Genomic DNA, 21,295 nt, shown 5'->3' with positions numbered 1-21,295 from the left:
TTGGATATCACCAATTGGCAGCGGTATATTTGATTGCATACACCAACTATACTATCTAATGGACAATGAATCCAGCTAAAAAAGATATCCGCAGATTTACCGTATGGGTGGGTACCTGAGTAGTTACGAAAAAAAGAAGCAAAAAAAGAAAGAGAAACCACTACTACTATTATATCTTAACTTACTTAAAAACTGGTCTTGACATTGGGGAGCCCCTTAAAGCCCTATACAAAAAAGTGCATAAGTGGAGGGTTCGGGAACAACCGTCACAAATTGTCCGGGATCAGGTGTTCCGACATCTGCATCCCACAGCACAAAAACGGATCCAGTATGATAATCATACGTCTGAGAACCTACACCAACCTCTCCGGAATACCCTATCCCGATATTCATTGCCGTAAACGATATTTCTTCGGTAATACCTGTAGATATAAAACCGAATTTTATGCGTGCGCCATCTTTCCATATCTTTGTTTGATTTACCGCAATAGTCGGCGCTGTCCCAATAAGATTCTCAAACGTGAGCGTTCCTGTTCGTGGTTTTGCAACATCGTTTGTCAGCTTATCGTACTGCAGTGTGCTTTCAATACGGAAAGTATTTGTTGTTTCAGGAGGCTTAAGAACGATTCTTTTTCCTTCCGCCGCAGATATAGTATAGATTATTTCCGTATCCAGACTCAAAGCAGCAGTAAAAACTGCCGCGAACTCCCCCTGAGAGCCATTCCCAACAAGATAATCAATCGCTTCAGCTGTTGCCGCATTACTATAGGTATGATCTATATGGTTTCCGGTAACATCAACGACATCAATATGTATGGATGCCCACGAACAAGATCCTGATAACAAGAAAAAACTTATTACGCTAAATACTATGCAAAACATATTATTGATACTCTTCACAGAAACTTTCTCCTACGATAAAAATCGAGGGCGTATGTATCACTCACTGAACCGTCCGCTATATAATGTTTATCGCCGAGATAATATGCATAAATATTAAGATCGGGCCCGACTGTCCCCACCCCAATCATAGTTAAAAACTCCTCCACCCTGATCGCTATTATTTAGACCATTTAAGGTATTATTTAACGTATAGTTTGAACTCTGAAAATTATCTATAAACTGTAAGCCATAAGACGGAGAAGTAACTGAAAGGATCATTGTAACAGCTATAATATATAATAATTTCTTCATTATATTACCCCTCCCCCCAGTTAGTCTTTTTTTTCTTATTAAACACCTAAATATTACACTGCATCTACATTTACATCAATAAAATTATCTTGGGGGAGCAATCACCTCTTTTTTTTCACCGCGTAGGTGGCACATAGTGACTCCTGCGCGGTGGGATAAGGGTTTTCTTTTGACTTTATGTTCTGATGTGGTATATACTTATATCATGAAACTACATAGACGAATCAATGCTTTTACCTTTATTGAAATTGTTGCAGCTATAGCGATTCTCGCTATTGGCATCCTTTCTGTTCTAACCCTTTTCCCCGTAGGTATCGACTCATCAAAAAAAGCAGGTTTAAGAACAAAAGCGGTGATTCTCGGTGAGAAAAAGATCGAAGAGTTTAAAGCGACTACCGTCTTCAGCAGTCTCGCATCTTCTCCAAAAACAAATTTCACTACTACCGATGATCCCGAACAAATGTATCAATATGAAATAGATGTATCAACGCCTGTAACAGGAAATTCAGGAACAACAACCTCGTCTGCTGACTCAAATTTGCGTAACGTTACTGTTACTGTTTTATGGCCCGCTAAAGAAACTGACCGAAAGAAACAGCAAAAAACAGCTTTCTCCACCTACATCGGCAACCGCTAGACACTTCGGACACTTCGTGTCTTTTATTTTTTTGTTTGGGACCTATCTGAATAATAACAACGAAACCGTCATAATAAAAGTGACGAAGTCACTGGGAGGTTTGAAATTTTGGGACAGCTTTAACGCCTTTATCAATATTCGTAAGGATCGATATAACGGGTGGGATTTCCTGTGCGATTTTCTTTTGTAAAGTTTCCGCACCGGTATCAAAGATAGACCGCGGGGCTAAAACATATATCTCATCGGATAATACGATTAAAGGATGGACCGTTGAGAGCATAAAATTCAAAAGCACAAATATGCTTGTCGTGCATATACCCCGTTTTGAGAAACGATAACTATTTCGACTAGAGTATCTTTTTATACACTCCTCAAATATTATTATAGTTAGATAAGCCGTTATTGATCAGTGTTTTACACTATAAAATGGGGCGTGTCAAGAGGGGCACAGAAAATAGATCTTCTAGGAGTTTTTAATAGTTTTCTTGTAGACGTCTTTTTTCATGATATTATATCGCGCAGCAACAAATGTTATCGCTTCTTTTTTTGTGATATTAAGCTTTTTCATAGTTTGTGTTACTTCTTTTTCTATATCAATAGGGGCCTCATCTTCTATGATTCCGCCTTGAATGATTAACACTATCTCGCCTTTCACTTCACTGGCACCAAGTTTCTTTAAAACGTCTGATGCCTTACCTCTAATATATTCTTCATAAAACTTTGTTATTTCTCGTGCGATAACTACTTCCCTATCACCGAGCACTTCTTCAACAGCTTTAAGTGTTTCTAAAATTCTTTTTGGAGACTCATAAAAAACAACGGGGCGCACCTCGTGTTCAAACTCCATTAATTTTTTCTTTTTTGCCATTTTCTTTTGCGGCAAGAATCCTTCATAAATAAAACTATCAATATCAAATCCTGACGCGACCAATGCCGTGATGCATGCCGACGGTCCGGGAACAGGAATAACCGAAACATTATTTTTTATCACTTCCTTTATGAGAATATTTCCAGGATCAGAAATGCCCGGCATACCAGAATCTGAAACAAGCGCAATGTCTTTCCCCGATTCTAAAAGATTTATAAAACGCGAGCACTTACTCTTTTCATTAAACTTATGATAGCTTTCACTTTTTGTAGAAATAGAAAAATGATTTAAAAGTTTTTGTGTGTGACGAGTATCTTCGCACGCGATAAGATCAACAGATTTCAGGGTTTTTAAACCTCTTAGAGTTATATCTTCTAAGTTCCCAATCGGTGTACCGACAATATATAAAATACCAACTTTGTTGTTCATTTTTTGGCACTCGTTTTTCGGTTTTAATTTGTCACAGTTTTGGATATCGTTAATGGTGTATTGATAAAAAGTCTTTTTTCACTAATCGATACACGAACCACGATTCACTATCTACTATACGCTCTACGCTAAGCGCTATCCGCTATTCAAGTCTGCAGTCTCTGGTCTGATTTTTGTATTGTTCTGCCATTTTTATGCGTTTTGAAATTGCTGGATGTGAATATAAAATAAATTCTAGTATTGGATTTGGTTCCGGGTTTGAAAGATTTTGTGAGGCGAGTTTTTTCATACTTTCAATAAACGCGTTTGGATTATTTGTTTTTTCTAAAGCAAATGCATCTGCTTCTCTTTCGAGTTTACGTGAGTATGTATTTGATATCGGCATGAGAGCTAAACCAAAAATAGATAACACTAACGCAAAAAGCGGCAGAGCCGCAACATCAGTAATAGCGCTGTATCCCGCAAGGTTGCATAATGAATACAGGGCAATGTTTGTTATATACAAACCAACAAAAGTTGATACCGTTGATATCGCAATGAGTTTGATAATATGTTTATAATAAAAGTGTCCGAGCTCGTGCGCGAGAATCACTTCGACTTCTTCCGGCGTATAATCTGACACGAGTGTGTCTGAAAGAATAATTCTTTTTGTGTTCCCAAGCCCCGCAAACATAGCGTTTGCTTTTTTTGATTTACGGCTCATATCCATTTCAAAGACGCCAAGTATCTTTGCTTTTACTGATTCTGAAAGTTTCATTAGCCTCTCTACAAGGTCTTCATTCTCAAGCGGTTTTACTTTATAAAAAATAGGGAGAATAAGTATGGGATAAAGATTGCTAATGACAAGACCAAAAAGCAGCCAAAACATACCTGCCCATATCCACCACATGTTTCCAGAAATTCTTAAAAAGAGATGTAAAACCTCTGCAAAAATTAATAAAAATAATATATTAATCCCTAACGATTTTGCATAATCTAAAAACCACATTTTTTTTGTTTCATTCGATAAGTCAAATTTATGTTCGAGAAGATATCCTGAATAAAAACTTAATGGAAAAAATATTAGTGAAAAAGAGACGTAACAGATAAGAACATACAAAAACACTTTAAACCAAATATTTACTGATAGCGGCGCAATAAAATCAACAAGCCACTGCGATAACCCTGAAAAAATAAATATGAGTAATACCGCAAAAGAAATTATAAGCTCAGCAACAAAAAGAATATTATGTATCTTTTCATACTGTTTTGCTTTTTGAAGTTTTTCTGGTGATGTATTTGTAGCCATATTATTGTTTCGCAATCCTAAATAAAAGGGCGATTAAAAAATCGCCCTTAACATTATTCTTTATAGTATCAAATATGACTTAAAAAGCAACTCCAAGAATTTCTATTATTCTATTTAAATCTTCCTTGGAATAATATTCGATCGTCAGCTTCCCTGCTTTTGATCCCTGCCATACTTTTACCGATGTCCCAAATTTTCTTTTTAGTTCATCTTCTATTGCGGCAAGATGCGGATCGCTGTTTTTACGATCTCTTTTATGGACTGGATTTGTTCGAAGTTTTTCAATAAGCTTTTCTGTTTCACGTACAGACAGCTTACTATTAATAATGCTTTTGCATAACTTTTCAATTGTCTTTTCATCCATCACTGAAAGAAGCACCTTCCCATGCCCAACCGACAACAACCCTTGCGAAATTAGTTCTCTCACATTTCCAGGTAACTTCAGCAGTCGCATAGAGTTAGCAATGCTTGCCCTCTCTTTTCCAACTTCTTCTGCAATTTGTTCTTGCGTAAGGCCAAACTCTTTGATAAGCCGGTAGTACCCTTTTGCTTCTTCAATTGGATCAAGATCTTCGCGAAGTACATTTTCAATAAGCGCTAATTCCATTGCTTCTTTATTGCCTACTTCTCTAATAATCGCAGGAATTGTTTCAAGCTCTACCGCTTGAGCCGCACGTAGTCTACGTTCGCCAGCTATGAGCTCATATCCATCATCACTCGTACGAACAAGAATCGGCTGTATAACGCCTCGTTTTTTAATTGATTCAATGAGTTCGTTTTGCGCAACTTCATCAAAATGCACACGTGGCTGATAACTGCTTCGTCTAATTTTCTCTATTGGTAGCTGTAGTGAACCAGATTCATTTTTTTCAACTTTTTTCTCTGGAATAAGGGCTGATAGCCCTCTTCCCAATACTGATTTTTGTTCCATATATCCCCCTAATACAAGCTATAAGCTGTAAGTTTTAAGCTACAAGACAAAGTGTGTTTTTGCATCCTATTGCGCGCTAACTACTTATAGCTATACCGTGATTGGCTCTTCTTCTTTTTCTATTGCCTGAGTTGCTTCCTGGGCAACAATTTCTTTTATTTGATTCTCTATGCTCTCTTTTTGCGATGCGTTTTGAGAGATAACTTCTTTTGCAAAAGAAAAATAACTCTCCGCCCCCTGAGAACGAATATCATAGTAACATATTGGCTTACCGAAACTTGGAGCTTCGCTGAGCTTAACGTTTCTTGGTATAATCGTTTTATATACTTTATCTGGGAAGTAATTTCTTACCTCTGAAATTACTTCTTTTGATAGCTTTGTTCTAATATCAGACATTGTAAGAACAATGCCTTCGATTTCTAGTTTTGTGTTAAGGCTGTCTTTTACAAGGTCTATCGTAGAAATAAACTGACTGAGACCTTCTAATGCATAATATTCTGTTTGAATGGGAATAATAACGCTGTCTGACGCTGTTAACGCATTAATCGTTAAAAGCCCTAATGACGGCGGACAATCAATTATAATGTAATCGTATTGATCTTTAATTGCGCTAAGCGCATTCTTTAGAACATATTCTCGGTTCTCATAATTTACAAGTTCGATCTCTGCGCCTGCAAGATTTTTATCTGATGGGATAACGCATAATTTGTCAAACAGCGTTTTAACAATACAACTTTCTTTATCAACACCTTCGGTAAGAAAATCACATATTGTTTTTTGATCGCCTGTAACTGTAGCCCCGACGCCACTTGTCGCGTTGCCTTGGGAATCAAAATCTACGAGAAGGACCTTTTCTTCTGCCTTTGAGAGGATAGCGGATAGGTTTACGGAAGTTGTTGTTTTTCCGACACCGCCTTTTTGATTTGCAATAGATATTATCTTGCCCATTGGGTATATATAATATCTACATTACACACCGTGTCAACATAATTCTTCGAATTATTTATTTTTATTGTCCCTGCTCCACACAAACAAAATGAGGCAAGCGAAGCTTGTGTTCTACGTGGAACACTGGCCTCGATATTATTGTATTAATTGTTTGGGGTTATATTTATTAGATTAAGGCTGCCGAAGGCAGCGTTCGAGCCAGACTAGGAGAACAGATATATCTGCAGGGGTAATGCCAGAGATGCGGGAGGCTTGCCCAATAGAAGTAGGGTGGACAGCCATTAGTTTTTCAATCGATTCTATTTTTAGGCCCTTAATTTTTGAAAACTTGAAATCAGGGGGAATTTGCTTGTTTTCCAATCTTTTAAACTTTTGTATTTGCACTTCCTGTTTTTGTATGTATCCTTCATATTTCTTTTGTATCTCAGCCTGTTCGTATACTTCAGCAATAAATGCGCTATCAATAATATTCTTTTTAGATTTAGACTCTTTTCTTAACGTCTCACATACAGCATGAATCATTTCTCGTGTAAGCGGTTTTTTATCGTTTATCACTAGGGTGATTGCATCACGTTTTTTGCAGAACCGTTTATAGGCATCTTTATCTATAAGGCCAAACTTATCCCCATAGTCCATCAATCTGAGGTCTGCATTATCTTGCCTTAAGAGAAGTCTATATTCTGCACGGGAAGTAAACATACGATAGGGCTCGGTGACACCTTTTGTTACAAGATCATCTACGAGCACCCCGATATATGCTTCTGAACGATCTAGGATGAAAGGATCCTTTTTATCGATAGAGAAGACGGCGTTAACCCCAGCAACAAACCCTTGTGCAGCAGCTTCTTCGTATCCACTTGTCCCGTTGATTTGCCCTGCAAAGAAAAGATTTTTGACTATTTTTGTTTCTAGTGTTGATTTGAGGTGTGTGGGGTTAATAAAATCATATTCTATTGCATATGCTGGTCGCATGATATATGCGTCTTCAAGGCCAATGATGCTGTGAATTATTTTTTCCTGCACATCTTCCGGCAAGCTTGTTGACGCACCGTTAACATAATATTCTTCAGTATTGAGGCCTTCAGGCTCAAGAAATATCTGATGTTTGTCTTTATCTGAAAACCTAACTATTTTATCTTCTATTGAAGGACAATATCTTGGGCCTACACCAACAATGAGACCACTATATAGTGGGGATCGACGTAAATTCCTCTTAATAATGTCTTTTGTGTGTTTTGTTGTATAAGTCACATAACAGGGGACTTGCGGTAAGTTTATGCCATCAGAAAAAAATGAAAAAGGTATTGGTTTTTCGCCATTTTGCATATCCATCTTTTTAAAATTAATGCTGTTTTTATTTATTCGTGCAGGCGTTCCCGTTTTTAGTCTTCCAAGAGTAAAGCCTTCTTTTGCTAAGCTTTTTGATAGATTGATAGAGGCAATTTCTCCCGAACGTCCCGCAGAATATGATTTAAGCCCTATATGAACACGTCCCTGTAAAAATGTGCCTGCAGTGAGAATGACTGTCTTTGCCCTATAAGTAACACCTGTTTGTGTTATAACTCCTTGTATTTTACCTTTTTTAACAATAATCTCTTCAACCAAATCCTGCTTAAGATCAAGCCCGGGTTGTTGTTCAATAACTTTTTTCATTTCAAACTGATATATTTTCTTGTCTGCTTGTGCCCGTGGAGCCCAAACCGCTGGACCCTTGCTTTTATTTAACATGCGAAACTGAATACACGCTTTATCGGTATTTTTCGCCATTTCACCGCCTAAGGCATCAATTTCTTTGACAATATGGCTTTTTGCAAGCCCACCAATAGCGGGATTACATGACATTTGTGCAATATTATCGAGGTTGATAGTGAAAAGAAGTGTCTTTTTTCCCATTCTGCTTGCAACAAGCGCCGCTTCACAGCCCGCATGCCCAGCACCAACAACAATTACATCGTATGGCTTCGCCATTTTCACTTTTCTCGTTTTGAATGTTATTTTTGTTTTTAGTCTTTTGTTTTCGTCTTTAGTCTGTAGTCTCTGGTCTGATGTCTCTAGTCTGTTTTAATTATTTTCCAATACAAAACCGAGAAAAAATAGCGTGCAATGTTTCTTCCGTTATATCATCACCAGTTATTTCGCCCAGTGCTTGCATGGTATTTTTTATATCAAAGGCAATAAACTCATATGAAAGTTTTTTTGTAAGCGCTTTTTGAGCGTTTTGTAAGGATGTTTGTGCTTTTACAAGAGCTTCGTATTGTCTTTCATTTATTATAAAGGTATTTTTTATTATCTTTTTCTGTGGAATATGTTTTTTTCCTCGTCTAACGAGTTCATTAATTACATTTTCTGTTCCAATATGTTTCTTTGCGGAAATTTCTATGCAGGTATATTCTTTTACAATCTTTTTTATGTCTTTATGCCTTTTCAAGTCAATTTTATTTATTACAATTATTATTTTTTTCTTGTTTGCGTTCTTCAAAAATAGTTTATCGTCTCTTGTCGGCCCTTTATTGTTGTCTATAATGTAGAGAATAACGTCTGCTTCAACGACTTTTTTCTCTGTTTGCTTGATGCCAATACGCTCTACAACACCTTTTGTTTTGCGTAACCCAGCAGTATCAGCTATCTTATAAAGCATGCCGTCCAAGACAACAACATCCTCTAACACATTGCGCGTTGTTCCATGCACGTGAGTAACAATTGATTTATCTTCTTTTATAAGGAGATTAAAAAGGCTTGATTTGCCCACATTTGTGGCGCCTGCAATAACAACATCAATGCCTGAACGAACCTTTCTGCCATCATTCCGCGTCTCAATAAGAGCTTTCAGCCCCTTTATTGCTTTGTTAATTCTTTTTTTTACATCACTCTGTGAATATCCGATAATGCCTTCTTCCGGAAAATCAATAGCAACTTCTAAGGGACAGTAAAAGTCTAAAATATCGTTTTTAAGCTTTAAAATATGGGTGGAAAGCTCACCTTTCAAGTGATTTACAGCGAGCTCAAGCCCATATTCGGTCTCTGCGTTGATTACATCGACAACTGCTTCCGCCTGGGAAAGATCAAGGCGTCCATTTAGGAAGGCTCTTTTAGTAAACTCGCCTGCGGTAGCCATTCTCGCTCCGTGGCGAATTATTTCTTCGAGTATTTTTCGAAGAGAGAGCATGCCGCCATGCCCGCTTATTTCAATAACATCTTCGCGGGTATATGTATGAGGGGCCCTCATCACTGTTACCAACACTTCGTCTATAGTTGCTTTATTTGCGCATATATGGCCGTGTAAGATCCTGTGAGATGGTGTTTTAGACGGTTTCTGCCTGTCGGAAGATGTGAAGATCTTGTCGGCAATATGAAGTGCTTTTGAGCCACTTATTCTTACCATTCCGATAGCGCCAATGCCCATAGCTGTAGAAATAGCGGCAATGGTATCTTCGGTAACATTTTTTTCTGTGTCACGGATTGACATCTTTAGGCGCTTTTTGTGATTTTATATTGCTGCCAAATACTGAGAATATTATTTACTAGCCAGTATAAGACCAATCCTGAAGGGAAGTTATAAAATAAAAAGGTAAAAACAACGGGCATAAGCATCATCATTTTTGCCTGATTTGGATCTGCCACAGGAGTAAGTTTTTGCTGCCACACCATAGTAACGCCCATAATAAGGGGTAATATGTTTACTGGTATAGCACCAATTGAAAATACGGTATCAGGAACAGATAAGTCGTGTATCCACAAGAAGCTCGCACCCTTTAACTCTATTGCGCCACGCAAAGTCGTAAAGAGCGCAATAAATATCGGTAATTGAGCAAGCATGGGCAAGCACCCGCTCATAGGGTTAACTTTGTACTCCTTATACACCATCATCATTTCTTTTTGCATCTTTTTAGGATTGTCTTTATTATTAGCACGTATTTCATTAACGAGCGGCTGTATAGCCTGCATTTGCTTCATTGATTTCATGCTTTTTGCCGTCAAAGGATACATGACAAGCTTGATGATGAGCGTTATTACAATTATGGCAATGCCATAGTTATGAAATAATTTATAGAAGAAATTTAAGCCGATGAGAATCCATTCACTTATAAAGCCAAACCAGCCAAAATAGAGAATTTTCCCAAACTTATACGGCGCTTTTTTCATTAAAGAGTATTCTTTTGGGCCCATAAAAAAGACAAACTCTTCTTCATGTACGCCGCCCGGCGCAAGAGAAAACCCTTCCATTCTTATTGAGGATGATAGTCCTTCAACTTTTTTCTTGTTGTCCCCGTAGAGGGGAACAGTTACAACGTCTTGAATCAATGTTTCAGGCTTTGCGATCAGCGCATAATACTGATTTTGCATGCCAGCCCACTCGCATGGCCCTCGTGTTTCTGTTTTTTCCTTAATTTTTTTGACTTTTTCCCGTAAAACGGTACCGCTTTGCTCCAGCACGGTCAAGCCGAGCTCGCTAATACCAGTTTTTTTGACTATAGGAAAGATTGTCCCATACACCATTTGATAACTATTGATACCTAACCCACTGTTGGAACTATTCTTAAAAACAATTCTCACCTTAAATATATATTCGTTTTCATCAAAATAAAATATCTTCTTAATGGATATCTTATCTTCTGTGACGTGCTCAAAAACAACCTTTTTGCCTTCTATTCTTCCTGTAAAAAGCGCTTTTGAAAGATCGCCAAGCGGGCCAACGTTTGTAAGTGCTAGAGGTTTTACCGGAATGTCTCTTTCAAGAGCAAGGTCATGTTCTTTATCATCTTTATCTTTATACTTCTTTAATTGTAATCTTTTTATTGTTCCGCCATAATTTGAAAGAACGATGTTATACAGGTCGGTTTGAATAAAGAACTCTTCTTCTTTATAGTCAGGCGTTGATTTTATTTCAGCCGCGATTTCTTCTACCGGAACAGCTTTCTCTGCATATGAAGGCTCCGCCTTCTGCGCAATAGAGGCTTTCTCTTCTTGCTGCTTCTGCGGAAAAATCTTATTTATGTAGAAAGGATAGAGTATTAGTACTAGTAAACATAACGCTATTCCAATAATTGCCTTTTTATCCATATCTTTCCTATTCTTTTACTGGGTCAAATCCACCGCTATGAAAGGGGTGACATTTAAATAATCGTATAATTGAATAATAGCCGCCAACCAGAACCCCTTTTTTCTCTATGCTTTGTCTCGCATATTCTGAACATGAGGGGTAAAACCGGCAATGCTGCCCAAAAAACGGTGAAACGTATCTTTGATAACCCTTGATGATTCCCATGAATATTTTTTTCATGATTTATCCTCGCCAAATCTTGCCGCAATCTTGTGTAACATATTTATATAAGCAGTCTTAAGCTCTTCATGCTTTAGAGATCCGATGTCTTTTATTATAACCGTGCAGATATCAAATCCTTGTGCTATTTCCTTTTTATGTGTGCGGAAAAGCTCACGAATTCTTCTTTTGCAGCGGTTTCGAACGACTGCGTTTCCCGTTTTTCTTGATATTGACACCCCTAAACGATTATAGGGAAGCTCGTTCTTCTTTATATAGTAAAGGATATGCTGTGTGGCGAATTTCTTTCCGTGAGTGATGATATCCTTGAATTCTTTTTGCTTTACAAGTCGCTCATGCTTGCGAAAAGTACATCTTGATAGAGCTTTTTTCTCGGCAGGACACATTATTTGGCTCTAATTCTCACTTTTTCCATTATTAATAGTGCTAATGCCAACTTTTAGAGGCTCACTCTTTTTCTGCCCTTGCTGCGACGACGGTTTAGGATTGCTCTTCCGCCTGCAGTTTTCATTCTCTCGAGAAAACCGTGAGTTCTGCTTCTTCTTCTGTTGGAAGGCTGGTATGTTCTTTTCATGATATCTCCTTATTATAAAATGAGACTCGAAACTCACAAGCAACGCTATGAGGGTTTCGTTAGTCGAATTATCCCTTTAGGGATGTTTCTTAGAATCCAATAGTAAACGGCTAATTATAGAGAAATTGTTTTAGCTGTCAAGCGGAAAACGAATATATCGTTTTCTAGAATCTTTTTAGTGATCTTGTTGCGCTCATTTTTTTCTGATTTTACTTTTTCTAATTCTCCACAGGCCGCGCGTTTTTTCTGTGTCCTGTAGAAAACTTTGTTGATAACTAAATTTATCTTGCATAAAAGTGTGCGCAATTGTAAAATCACTCCGTCTTAAATTACATGTGTAAAACTTCGCGTTTAACACCAATGATAAACTGCCGCTTTTGGCTTTTCGATATAAAGGATTTTAACATTGAGCTCTAACTCTGCAACGCTTTGGAATTCACTTAAAGATAAGATTGAAGAAAATCTTGGAACAACAATTTACGAAACATGGTTCAAGCCGTTGTGTCCTGTTTCATTGTCTGATACTGCTTTTGAAATTTCTGCACCTAATAAATTTTATTGTGATTGGGTAAAAGAACATTACCATACACTTATTGAAAAATCTCTCGAAGAAATTACAGGGCAACGTATCAAGATAATTTTTTCTGTCCTTCCGTCGAAAGAACAACAGATAAAAAAAGAAACGCCCGTAAAACAATTTCGTCCAGTTGCAAGAGCAAAGAAACCAGGCGCAACGCCTTCATTTAATTCTAAGTATACATTTGATAGTTTTGTTATCGGCTCATCAAACAGGTTCTGTCATGCTGCCTGTGTTGCCGTCGCTCAATCACCCGCAAAGATATATAACCCGCTTTTTATTCATGGCGGCGTTGGTTTAGGAAAAACACATCTCATGCATGGTATAGGCCATTTTCTTATGCAAAAAAACAAAAGAGCGAACGTTTGTTATGTTTCCAGTGAAGACTTTACAAACCAATTAATTACTTCCATTCAGAATCGGACAACAATAAAATTTAGAAATACATTTAGAAATGTAGATGTAATTTTAATTGACGACATTCAATTTCTCGAAGGAAAAGAGCAAACACAAGAAGAATTTTTCCATACTTTTAATACGCTCCATAATAATCATAAACAGATTGTATTATCAAGCGATCGACACCCAAAAGAAATTCCTGGATTACAGGAACGGCTCGTGAATCGTTTTGAGTGGGGGCTTGTTGCCGATATGCAGCCGCCTGATCTTGAAACACGCATTGCCATTCTACGCAAAAAAGCTGAGATATCAAACCTTAATCTTCCCGACGAAATCGCTACTTTTTTGGCAAATCGCATTAAATCAAATATTAGAAAACTTGAAGGGGCCTTGATCAGGGTGGTCTCTTATGCTTCATTAACGGGAAGTAAATTAACAATAGAGATCGCTGAAGAAGTCCTGCAGGATCTTCTTGTTACGGAAGAATCCGAGATCATTGGTATGGATACTATACAAAAGAAGGTTGCTGAACTTTACGATATTCGAGTCGCTGATATGAAAAGCCGGAAACGTCCAAAAACAATTGCGTTTCCTCGACAGATCGCGATGTATCTCTCTCGATCGTTAACCTCTCACTCTCTTCCTGAAATAGGAGAGGCATTTGGCGGACGAGATCATTCAACGGTTCTCCATGCGGTGAGACTCATTGAATCAAAGATGAAGGAAGATTATTCTTTGCGTAAGAATGTTAATGTGCTTATTAAAAGAATAAAGATGTAACTTTAATACATGTGTGTAGATGCTGTTGATAACTTGTTTATAACTTTGACATTTTTTTTACCTGTTAACAACGTTAGGGTTTTTAGCATTTTATCCACAAGATACTCAAGAGTGCTTTACTGGGAAAAACCTATTATTCACAGAGCATAATAACTACTACTACTATTAATTTAATATCTATAGTATATAGTATATATAGGGAATGTTGATAACGAGGAGGAAGATATGAAAGTGCAATGTGGTCGAGATACTTTCTTAGGTTGTATACAAATGGTACAAAATATTGTCAGCACAAAAACAACGTTACCAATTTTATCAAATGTGTTAATTGAAGCTGAAAAAGATTCTATTGCTCTTACTACAACAGATCTTGAAGTTGGTATTAAATGCCGATTTCCTGCAAAAGTAAGTCAAGAGGGACATACAACCCTTCCGGCAAAACGTTTGTCAAATATTATGCGGGAACTTCCAAGCCAGCAGGTGAGTCTTGATGCAACAGACAACAATATTACCTCCATTAAATGTGGGGCATCATTTTTTAAAATTATGGGTATGGGGAAAGACGAGTTTCCTAAATTACCTCATTTTGCAGATACCGCTTCATTTAAAATCGATCAGAAAGTATTTAAAGATATTATTAAGAAAACAGCGTTTGCTATATCTCATGATGAGACTCGATACGTACTAAACGGCATATCTTTGGTAGTAAAGGACGGTAAAATATTAGCAGTAGCTACTGATGGTAGGAGACTTGCACTTATTGAAAAAGAGCAAGAGATTCCTTCTAGCGTGAAGGTGTCAGCTATTATTCCTGCAAAGGCTATACTTGAACTTTCGCGTATATTAAAAGATGAAGGATCTATGAGGATATCATTTGCAGCCAATCAAGTAGCATTTGATATGGATGAGAGTATGCTGGTATCACGTTTGATAGAGGGTGCATTTCCCAATTATCAGCAGGTTATACCAAGTAAAATTAATGAAAGGGTATCTGTTGCAAGGGAAGAGTTTTTGAGTGCGGTTAAGCGTGTGAGCGTGTTAGTCAGCGAACGGCTTAATTCGGTGAAAATGTGTTTTGCTAAGGATATATTAACAATTTCGATCAATACACCAGATGTTGGTGAGGCACGCGAAGAAGTTCCTATAAAATATGATGGAAAAGAGTTGACGGTAGCATTCAATCCGGTGTATTTACTAGATGTGCTTAAGGCGTTAGATGATGAATCAGTATTTGTTGAGCTCATAGATTCAGCAAGCCCAGGCATTATTAAGACTGATGAAAATTATGTATATGTTATTATGCCAATGAGACTTACGTAGCGGTATGAATATAGAGAAAAGATATCCTACTCCCGTAGGAGAGATTGTTAAGTCAATACTTGGTCAGTTTGGTAACGAGCAGTGTGAAGTGCATATGAAAATTGCAAGTGCATGGAACAGTGCAGTAGGGGTTGAAGTATCTCAGCACACAAAACCGGTTGAGATGAAGAAGGGGCTCCTCATGGTACATGTTGATTCTTCTGTGTGGTTTAATGAGTTAAGCAGGTACTATAAAGGCGCAATCATAGAAAAGTTAAATGCGGTAATAGGCAATAAAAAAATTAAAGACATAAAGTTTAAGATAGGAAAAATTTAATGGTAAAAGATAAAAATAATGTAGATGCAACAGGAAAAGAAAAATACAATGCTACGACGATCTCGGTTTTAGAAGGGATTGAGGCGGTACGGAAAAGACCGGCTATGTATATTGGTGATACTGGTTTGCGTGGATTACATCATTTAGTGTATGAAGTCGTTGATAACAGTATTGACGAAGCGCTTGCCGGAATATGTACAAAAATAGATGTGATCATTCATCCTGATAACAGTATCACGGTTATTGATAATGGTCGCGGGATTCCGGTAGATATGCATAAAACAGAAAAGAAACCGGCACTAGAAGTTGTAATGACCACATTGCATGCCGGTGGTAAATTTGATAATAAGGCCTATCGTGTATCCGGCGGTTTGCATGGTGTCGGCGTATCATGTGTGAACGGGCTAAGCGAATGGCTTGAAGTGGAAGTGCGGCGTGACGGCAAGGTATATCACCAGCGATATGAAAAAGGAAGAACCGTATCAAAGCTTGAGGTTGTCGGAAAAACAAAACATACTGGCACAAAAGTTGTCTTTAAGCCTGATTTAGAAATATTTACAGAAAAAGAGTATAGCTTTGAAACACTTTCGAACCGCTTAAGAGAGCTCGCATTTCTTAATAAGGGACTTAATATAACGATAAAAGATGAAAAGACCGATCCTGTACGCGAACGCGTATTTAAATATGAGGGCGGCATTTTGTCTTTTGTTGAGTTTCTTAACAAAAATAAAGAAACGGTTCACAAAAAAGTCATCCATATACAGAATCAAAAAGAAGACACTGAAGTTGAAGTTGCGATGCAGTTTAATAACAGTTATTCCGAAAACATTTTTTCTTTTGCAAATAACATTAACACCATTGAGGGTGGTACCCATCTGAGCGGATTCAAATCTGCGCTTACCCGTACGATTAATACCTATGCAAAAAACGCAAAGCTTATAAAGGGTGACAATGTTTCGGTGCAAGGAGATGATATTCGAGAGGGGTTAACGGCCGTTATCAGCGTTAAGCTTAAAACTCCTCAGTTTGAAGGCCAGACAAAAACAAAGCTGGGGAACGGCGAGATAAGCGGTATTGTAGAATCGCTCGTTAATGAAGGACTCGGGACATTTCTTGAAGAGACCCCGTCAATTGCACGAAAAATTGTAGACAAATCATTAAATGCCGCACGTGCGCGCGAAGCTGCGCGAAAAGCACGCGACCTTGCACGTCGTAAAGGCGCGCTTGATACGGCGGCACTACCAGGCAAGCTTGCAGACTGCTCTGAACGTGATCCGGCTTTATGCGAACTCTATATTGTTGAGGGAGATTCTGCGGGCGGTTCAGCAAAACAGGGGCGCGACAGACGCTTTCAAGCGATACTTCCATTAAAAGGTAAGATATTAAATGTTGAAAAGGCGCGAGTAGATAAAATTCTTAATAACACAGAAATACGCACTTTAATTACCGCCATTGGCGCGGGTATCGGACAGCAGGATTTTGATCTCGAAAAACTCAGATATCATAAAATAGTAATCATGACTGACGCGGATGTTGACGGAGCGCATATACGGACACTGCTTTTAACGTTTTTGTACCGTCAAATGCCACAGCTTGTCGAGCGAGGATACATTTATATTGCACAGCCACCGCTCTATAAAATTAAAAGAAAGAAACGCGAACAATATATTGGAAGCGAAAATGAAATGAACAACCTTCTTTTAGAGCTCGGAAAAGAAGACATTGTTTTGGTTCGTGTAAAAGATAAAAAAGAGTTTAGAGAGAAAACACTCGAAAATATTTTAAATACTATTACCGAGTTCGAACAGATTGCGCAGCAATTTATGAAAAAGGGGATAGATTTTCAGAAATATCTTACCCTAAAAGACAATAAGAAAGGGTTCCCCGTTTATCGTGTGAGAATAACCGATGATGAAGAATTCCTTTACTCTGATAAAGAACTCGCCGCGCTTACTGAGCGAGAAGAAAAGAAGACCGGCGAACAGTTAGAAATATTTGATGAAGAAGAAATCGGAGAGGCAGACAAAAAAGACACAAAAGGAATAGATGTTCTTGAAATATTTGAGTCACGGGACCTTGCACGCATAATAAATGATTTTGAGAAAAAAGAAATTCCTTTTGAAAGGGCTGATGCGGAAGGAAAGCCGCTCTTTCAAATGATTGCTGATGACGAAAAGTTGCCAATATTCTCTGCGCTTGACATCATTGAAGAAATCCGAAAAATTGGCAAAAAAGGAATGTCAATACAGAGGTACAAAGGTCTTGGAGAAATGAATCCCCAACAACTATGGGAAACGACAATGGATCCGGAAAATCGCGTGTTTCTCAAAGTGAAGATTGAAGATGCGGTTGAGGCAGACGAGATGTTTACGGTGCTGATGGGAGATCAAGTAGAGCCGAGAAAGAAATTTATTGAAGATAACGCATTACATGTCCAAAATCTGGATATATAAATTATTTAGTTCATAATTGCTCGTTCATAGAAAAAATATAAAAACAATTTTAAGAAGATATAAATAATAAAACTTTATAAAGGAGTTGTACGTTGTATACACGAAATGAAAAAATAGTTCCTGTTCTCATCGAAGATGAAATGAAGAAATCATATATTGATTATTCAATGAGCGTCATTGTTGGCCGTGCATTACCTGATGCGCGTGACGGATTAAAGCCGGTGCATCGCAGAGTGCTTTTTGCAATGAATGAGATTAGTAATACACACAACAAACCGCACAAAAAATCTGCCCGTATTGTCGGTGAAGTGCTTGGTAAATTCCATCCGCATGGTGACTCAGCGGTATATGACACCATGGTACGATTAGTGCAGGACTTCTCATTGCGCTATCCTCTGATTGACGGACAAGGTAACTTTGGGTCGATTGATGGAGATAGTGCCGCGGCTATGAGATATACCGAAGTACGCATGGCTAAAATAGCAGAAGAAATTCTGGTAGATATTGAAAAAGACACGGTGGATTTCAGGCCAAATTTTGATGAGACTCTCTCAGAACCTGTTGTCTTGCCAGCTAAAGTTCCAAATTTATTGATCAATGGATCAAGCGGTATTGCAGTCGGAATGGCAACAAACATTCCTCCACACAATCTTGATGAAATTGTTGACGGATTAAAACTGCTTATAGACGACCCTGAAATACCAATAAAAAATATTACGAAAGTTGTAAAGGGCCCGGATTTCCCTACTGGTGGACTTATCTGTGGCGTAGAAGAGATAAAAAGAATGTACGAAACAGGTCGCGGCCTTATAAAGATGCGTGCACGTGCGGGTATTGAACCAGCAAAATCTGGCAAAGAATCAATTATTGTTACTGAAATACCGTACACCGTAAATAAATCCAATCTCATAACAAAGATTGCAGATTTAGTTAATAATAAAGTAATTCCCGGGATTACTGACATTCGTGATGAGTCTGATAAAGACGGCATGAGAATCGTTATAGAATTACGTCGAGGTGAGCTTGCGAGGGTTGTTTTAAACCAGCTTTACAAGCACACACAAATGCAGGATACGTTTGGTGCGATAATGCTTGCGCTTGATAAGGGCAAACCGCGCGTTATGAACATTAAAGAAATGATGATCTGCTACATTGATCATCGCAAAGAGGTTATCTTTCGCAGAACAAAGTTCGAGCTCGCAAAAGCTGAACACAGAGCGCACATCCTTGAAGGGTTCAAAATCGCGATAGCGAATATCGGTGAAATAGTAAAAATAATCCGCGCGGCAAAAGATAGAAATATGGCCAGAGCAAAACTTCTTTCAAAGTTTAAGCTAAGCGAAATACAGGCAAATGCAATACTTGAAATGAGGCTCTATCAGTTAACTGGTCTTGAAATAGAAAAGATCGAAGCGGAGTACCTTGAACTTATAAAAAGAATTAATTATCTTAAATCAATTCTTGAAAGTGAACAGAAAGTGCTTGGCCTTATTAAAGAAGATCTAGACGATCTCAAGAAACGATATGGTGATCCTCGCCGTACCGATATTGTGCCGGACGAAAAAGAATTAAAGATAGAAGACCTTATCGCAAATGAGGGATGTCTTATAACTATCTCTCATCGTGGATATATTAAGAGGACATCTGTCAGCCTATACAGGCAACAGCGACGTGGCGGGAAAGGTGTTTCCGGAATGGAGACAAAAGAAGAAGATTATGTAGAGCATCTCTTTACCGCGTCAACACATGACTACATATTGTTTTTTACCGAAGACGGGATGGTTCACTGGCAAAAAGTCTATGAAGTTCCCGAAGGCGGCCGCGCAACAAAAGGTAAAGCGATAGTTAATCTTTTAAATATAGCCGCGGATAAAAAAGTTGCCGCGATGCTTTGCATACGAGAGTTTGATGAAACGCGCAGTATTTTTATGGCAACAAAGCTTGGAGTGGTAAAGAAAACCAAGTTGTCACTATATAGCAATCCACGGACAGGCGGCATTATAGCGATCAATATTGATAAGGGTGACGAGCTTATCGGTGTGGCACTGACAAAACAGGACGATGAGATCGTTCTTGCGACACGTGAAGGTCAATCTATACGTTTCCCGACAGCTCAAGCAAAAGATCAAGGACGAGCCACTCGTGGAGTGAGAGGAATCAAGCTCAACAAAAAGGATGAAGTTGAAAGCATTGAGGTGGTTGAAACTGATGCGACGCTTCTTGTTGTTACGGAAAACGGGTATGGAAAACGAACAAACTTTGATGAGTATCGCACACAAAGCAGAGCAGGAAAAGGTATAATTGCGGTAAAGACAACGGACAAAAACGGTAGAGTTGTTGGTGTTAATAAAGTCGTTGATAACGATGAGATCATGATGATTTCAGCCAATGGCAAGATGGTTCGTGTCGGTGTAAAGGCAATACGGATTATTGGAAGAAACACGCAAGGCGTACGCCTCATTAATCTTGATAAGGGTGACAGGCTTGTCGCGGTAACACGTGTCATAGAAGAAGACGAGGCAAAGGTAGCAGAAGCAATTGAAGATGAAAATAAAGAACCTACAAATGTGTAATAAAGAATAAGTAATCTACAAGGGCCCTGATTCAATCGGGGCCCTTTTTCATTTGTGGTAAAAACATGAATAATGAAAAGCCATACACCTTTAATGCCCATACCGCTGATATTTCGATGACGGTTACCGCAAAAAGCTACGCAGAATTATTCTTGCAGGCAGCATGCGGTCTCGCACTTCAAATCTTTCCAGAGAAAGTTCCTTTCAAAAATAGTATTGAAAAAGAAATTAATCTACACGCAGATACAATAGAAGATCTCTTTGTTGATTGGCTAAATGATATTTTATATCTCTTTTATACAGAACACATGCTTTTTGAATCTGCAAAAATTGAATTTGCAGCAAGCATCAACCTCTCAGCGAAATGCATTTTTAATAATATAGCTGTTGAAGACAGAAAATATGCAAAAGAAATAAAAGCCGCAACATATCATAATCTTAAAATCACACACGAAAATTACACATATAAAACAGAAGTAATTTTGGATGTATAGAAAGTTGTAGCGTAGAGCGGATAGCGTTTAGCGTATAGGGGGATATTTTCCGCCGGCGGCTAGCCTCACCGCGTCGGTGTGGTTCCCCCCATAGGTGTTAAGTTAAGGGAGTAAAAATCTGTAAATATTGCCAACTATTTATATTGCCAACTATTTTTTTTGTGTTATAATCCGATAGCATCATATAAATATCGGAATATAATTAATAAAGAGAGGTGATTTTACTTATGTTT

At 38.1% G+C, this 21,295-nt stretch carries 18 protein-coding genes and 1 pseudogene; 7 read left to right on the top strand and 12 right to left on the bottom strand.

What is annotated here, in order from left to right:
* Positions 1-216 precede the first annotated feature (216 nt).
* Complete coding sequence (locus tag P9M13_00160; protein ID MDP8261697.1) at positions 217-900, bottom strand: hypothetical protein; 684 nt, start codon at positions 898-900, stop codon at positions 217-219.
* Between the two features lie 96 nt (positions 901-996).
* Positions 997-1,194, bottom strand: a complete 198-nt coding sequence (locus P9M13_00155) for a hypothetical protein (GenBank protein ID MDP8261696.1) — start codon at positions 1,192-1,194, stop codon at positions 997-999.
* Between the two features lie 205 nt (positions 1,195-1,399).
* Here P9M13_00155 and P9M13_00150 point away from each other — a divergent pair, with 205 nt between their 5' ends.
* Positions 1,400-1,831 (top strand): prepilin-type N-terminal cleavage/methylation domain-containing protein, encoded by a 432-nt coding sequence (locus P9M13_00150; GenBank protein ID MDP8261695.1) that lies wholly within the window; start codon positions 1,400-1,402, stop codon positions 1,829-1,831.
* Positions 1,832-2,294: 463 nt separating this feature from the next.
* Here P9M13_00150 and rsmI read toward each other — a convergent pair whose 3' ends face one another.
* The 10 genes and pseudogenes from rsmI to rpmH all read right to left on the bottom strand — a co-directional run bounded on the left by rsmI (position 2,295) and on the right by rpmH (position 12,150).
* Complete coding sequence (gene rsmI / locus P9M13_00145; GenBank protein ID MDP8261694.1) at positions 2,295-3,128, bottom strand: 16S rRNA (cytidine(1402)-2'-O)-methyltransferase; 834 nt, start codon at positions 3,126-3,128, stop codon at positions 2,295-2,297.
* 142 nt (positions 3,129-3,270) lie between these two features.
* Positions 3,271-4,416 carry a M48 family metallopeptidase gene (locus P9M13_00140; protein MDP8261693.1) on the bottom strand — a complete coding sequence of 382 codons (1,146 nt, stop codon included), beginning with the start codon at positions 4,414-4,416 and terminating at the stop codon, positions 3,271-3,273.
* A gap of 79 nt (positions 4,417-4,495) precedes the next feature.
* Positions 4,496-5,347, bottom strand: coding sequence for a ParB/RepB/Spo0J family partition protein (locus P9M13_00135; GenBank protein ID MDP8261692.1), 852 nt, complete (start codon positions 5,345-5,347; stop codon positions 4,496-4,498).
* Positions 5,348-5,542: 195 nt separating this feature from the next.
* Positions 5,543-6,295: pseudogene (locus P9M13_00130) on the bottom strand (AAA family ATPase).
* Between the two features lie 171 nt (positions 6,296-6,466).
* The gene (gene mnmG / locus P9M13_00125) at positions 6,467-8,263 is read right to left on the bottom strand and encodes a tRNA uridine-5-carboxymethylaminomethyl(34) synthesis enzyme MnmG (GenBank protein MDP8261691.1); all 1,797 of its coding nucleotides are present in this window, start codon (positions 8,261-8,263) and stop codon (positions 6,467-6,469) included.
* A gap of 97 nt (positions 8,264-8,360) precedes the next feature.
* Positions 8,361-9,761, bottom strand: coding sequence for a tRNA uridine-5-carboxymethylaminomethyl(34) synthesis GTPase MnmE (gene mnmE / locus P9M13_00120; protein MDP8261690.1), 1,401 nt, complete (start codon positions 9,759-9,761; stop codon positions 8,361-8,363).
* A gap of 2 nt (positions 9,762-9,763) precedes the next feature.
* Positions 9,764-11,356, bottom strand: coding sequence for a membrane protein insertase YidC (gene yidC / locus P9M13_00115; protein MDP8261689.1), 1,593 nt, complete (start codon positions 11,354-11,356; stop codon positions 9,764-9,766).
* Between the two features lie 7 nt (positions 11,357-11,363).
* Positions 11,364-11,576: a membrane protein insertion efficiency factor YidD gene (gene yidD / locus P9M13_00110; protein MDP8261688.1), complete on the bottom strand. Its 213-nt coding sequence runs from the start codon at positions 11,574-11,576 to the stop codon at positions 11,364-11,366.
* On the bottom strand, positions 11,573-11,962 hold the full coding sequence (gene rnpA / locus P9M13_00105) for a ribonuclease P protein component (GenBank protein MDP8261687.1): 390 nt from the start codon (positions 11,960-11,962) through the stop codon (positions 11,573-11,575). Before rnpA ends, yidD begins: the two co-directional genes overlap by 4 nt.
* 53 nt (positions 11,963-12,015) lie before the next feature.
* Complete coding sequence (gene rpmH / locus P9M13_00100) at positions 12,016-12,150, bottom strand: 50S ribosomal protein L34 (GenBank protein ID MDP8261686.1); 135 nt, start codon at positions 12,148-12,150, stop codon at positions 12,016-12,018.
* A gap of 406 nt (positions 12,151-12,556) precedes the next feature.
* Between rpmH and dnaA the strand changes: the two genes are divergently transcribed.
* From dnaA to P9M13_00070, 6 genes are all read left to right on the top strand, one after another.
* Entirely contained in the window at positions 12,557-13,906 is a 1,350-nt protein-coding gene (dnaA, locus tag P9M13_00095; protein MDP8261685.1) for a chromosomal replication initiator protein DnaA, read from the top strand.
* Between the two features lie 225 nt (positions 13,907-14,131).
* Complete coding sequence (dnaN, locus tag P9M13_00090) at positions 14,132-15,226, top strand: DNA polymerase III subunit beta (GenBank protein ID MDP8261684.1); 1,095 nt, start codon at positions 14,132-14,134, stop codon at positions 15,224-15,226.
* A gap of 4 nt (positions 15,227-15,230) precedes the next feature.
* Positions 15,231-15,542 (top strand): DUF721 domain-containing protein, encoded by a 312-nt coding sequence (locus P9M13_00085; protein ID MDP8261683.1) that lies wholly within the window; start codon positions 15,231-15,233, stop codon positions 15,540-15,542.
* Entirely contained in the window at positions 15,542-17,995 is a 2,454-nt protein-coding gene (gyrB, locus tag P9M13_00080) for a DNA topoisomerase (ATP-hydrolyzing) subunit B (GenBank protein ID MDP8261682.1), read from the top strand. The genes P9M13_00085 and gyrB overlap by 1 nt, the downstream gene beginning before the upstream one ends.
* Before the next feature lie 92 nt (positions 17,996-18,087).
* Positions 18,088-20,568 carry a DNA gyrase subunit A gene (gene gyrA / locus P9M13_00075; GenBank protein ID MDP8261681.1) on the top strand — a complete coding sequence of 827 codons (2,481 nt, stop codon included), beginning with the start codon at positions 18,088-18,090 and terminating at the stop codon, positions 20,566-20,568.
* A 65-nt stretch (positions 20,569-20,633) separates the two neighbouring features.
* On the top strand, positions 20,634-21,062 hold the full coding sequence (locus P9M13_00070) for an archease (GenBank protein ID MDP8261680.1): 429 nt from the start codon (positions 20,634-20,636) through the stop codon (positions 21,060-21,062).
* The last annotated feature ends 233 nt before the right edge of the window (positions 21,063-21,295 follow it).

The organism is Candidatus Ancaeobacter aquaticus (assembly GCA_030765405.1).
GTDB classification, from domain to species: domain Bacteria; phylum Auribacterota; class Ancaeobacteria; order Ancaeobacterales; family Ancaeobacteraceae; genus Ancaeobacter; species Ancaeobacter aquaticus.
The sequence above is the reverse complement of the archived record's forward strand: the minus strand, read 5'-3'. Positions and strand labels throughout refer to the sequence as shown.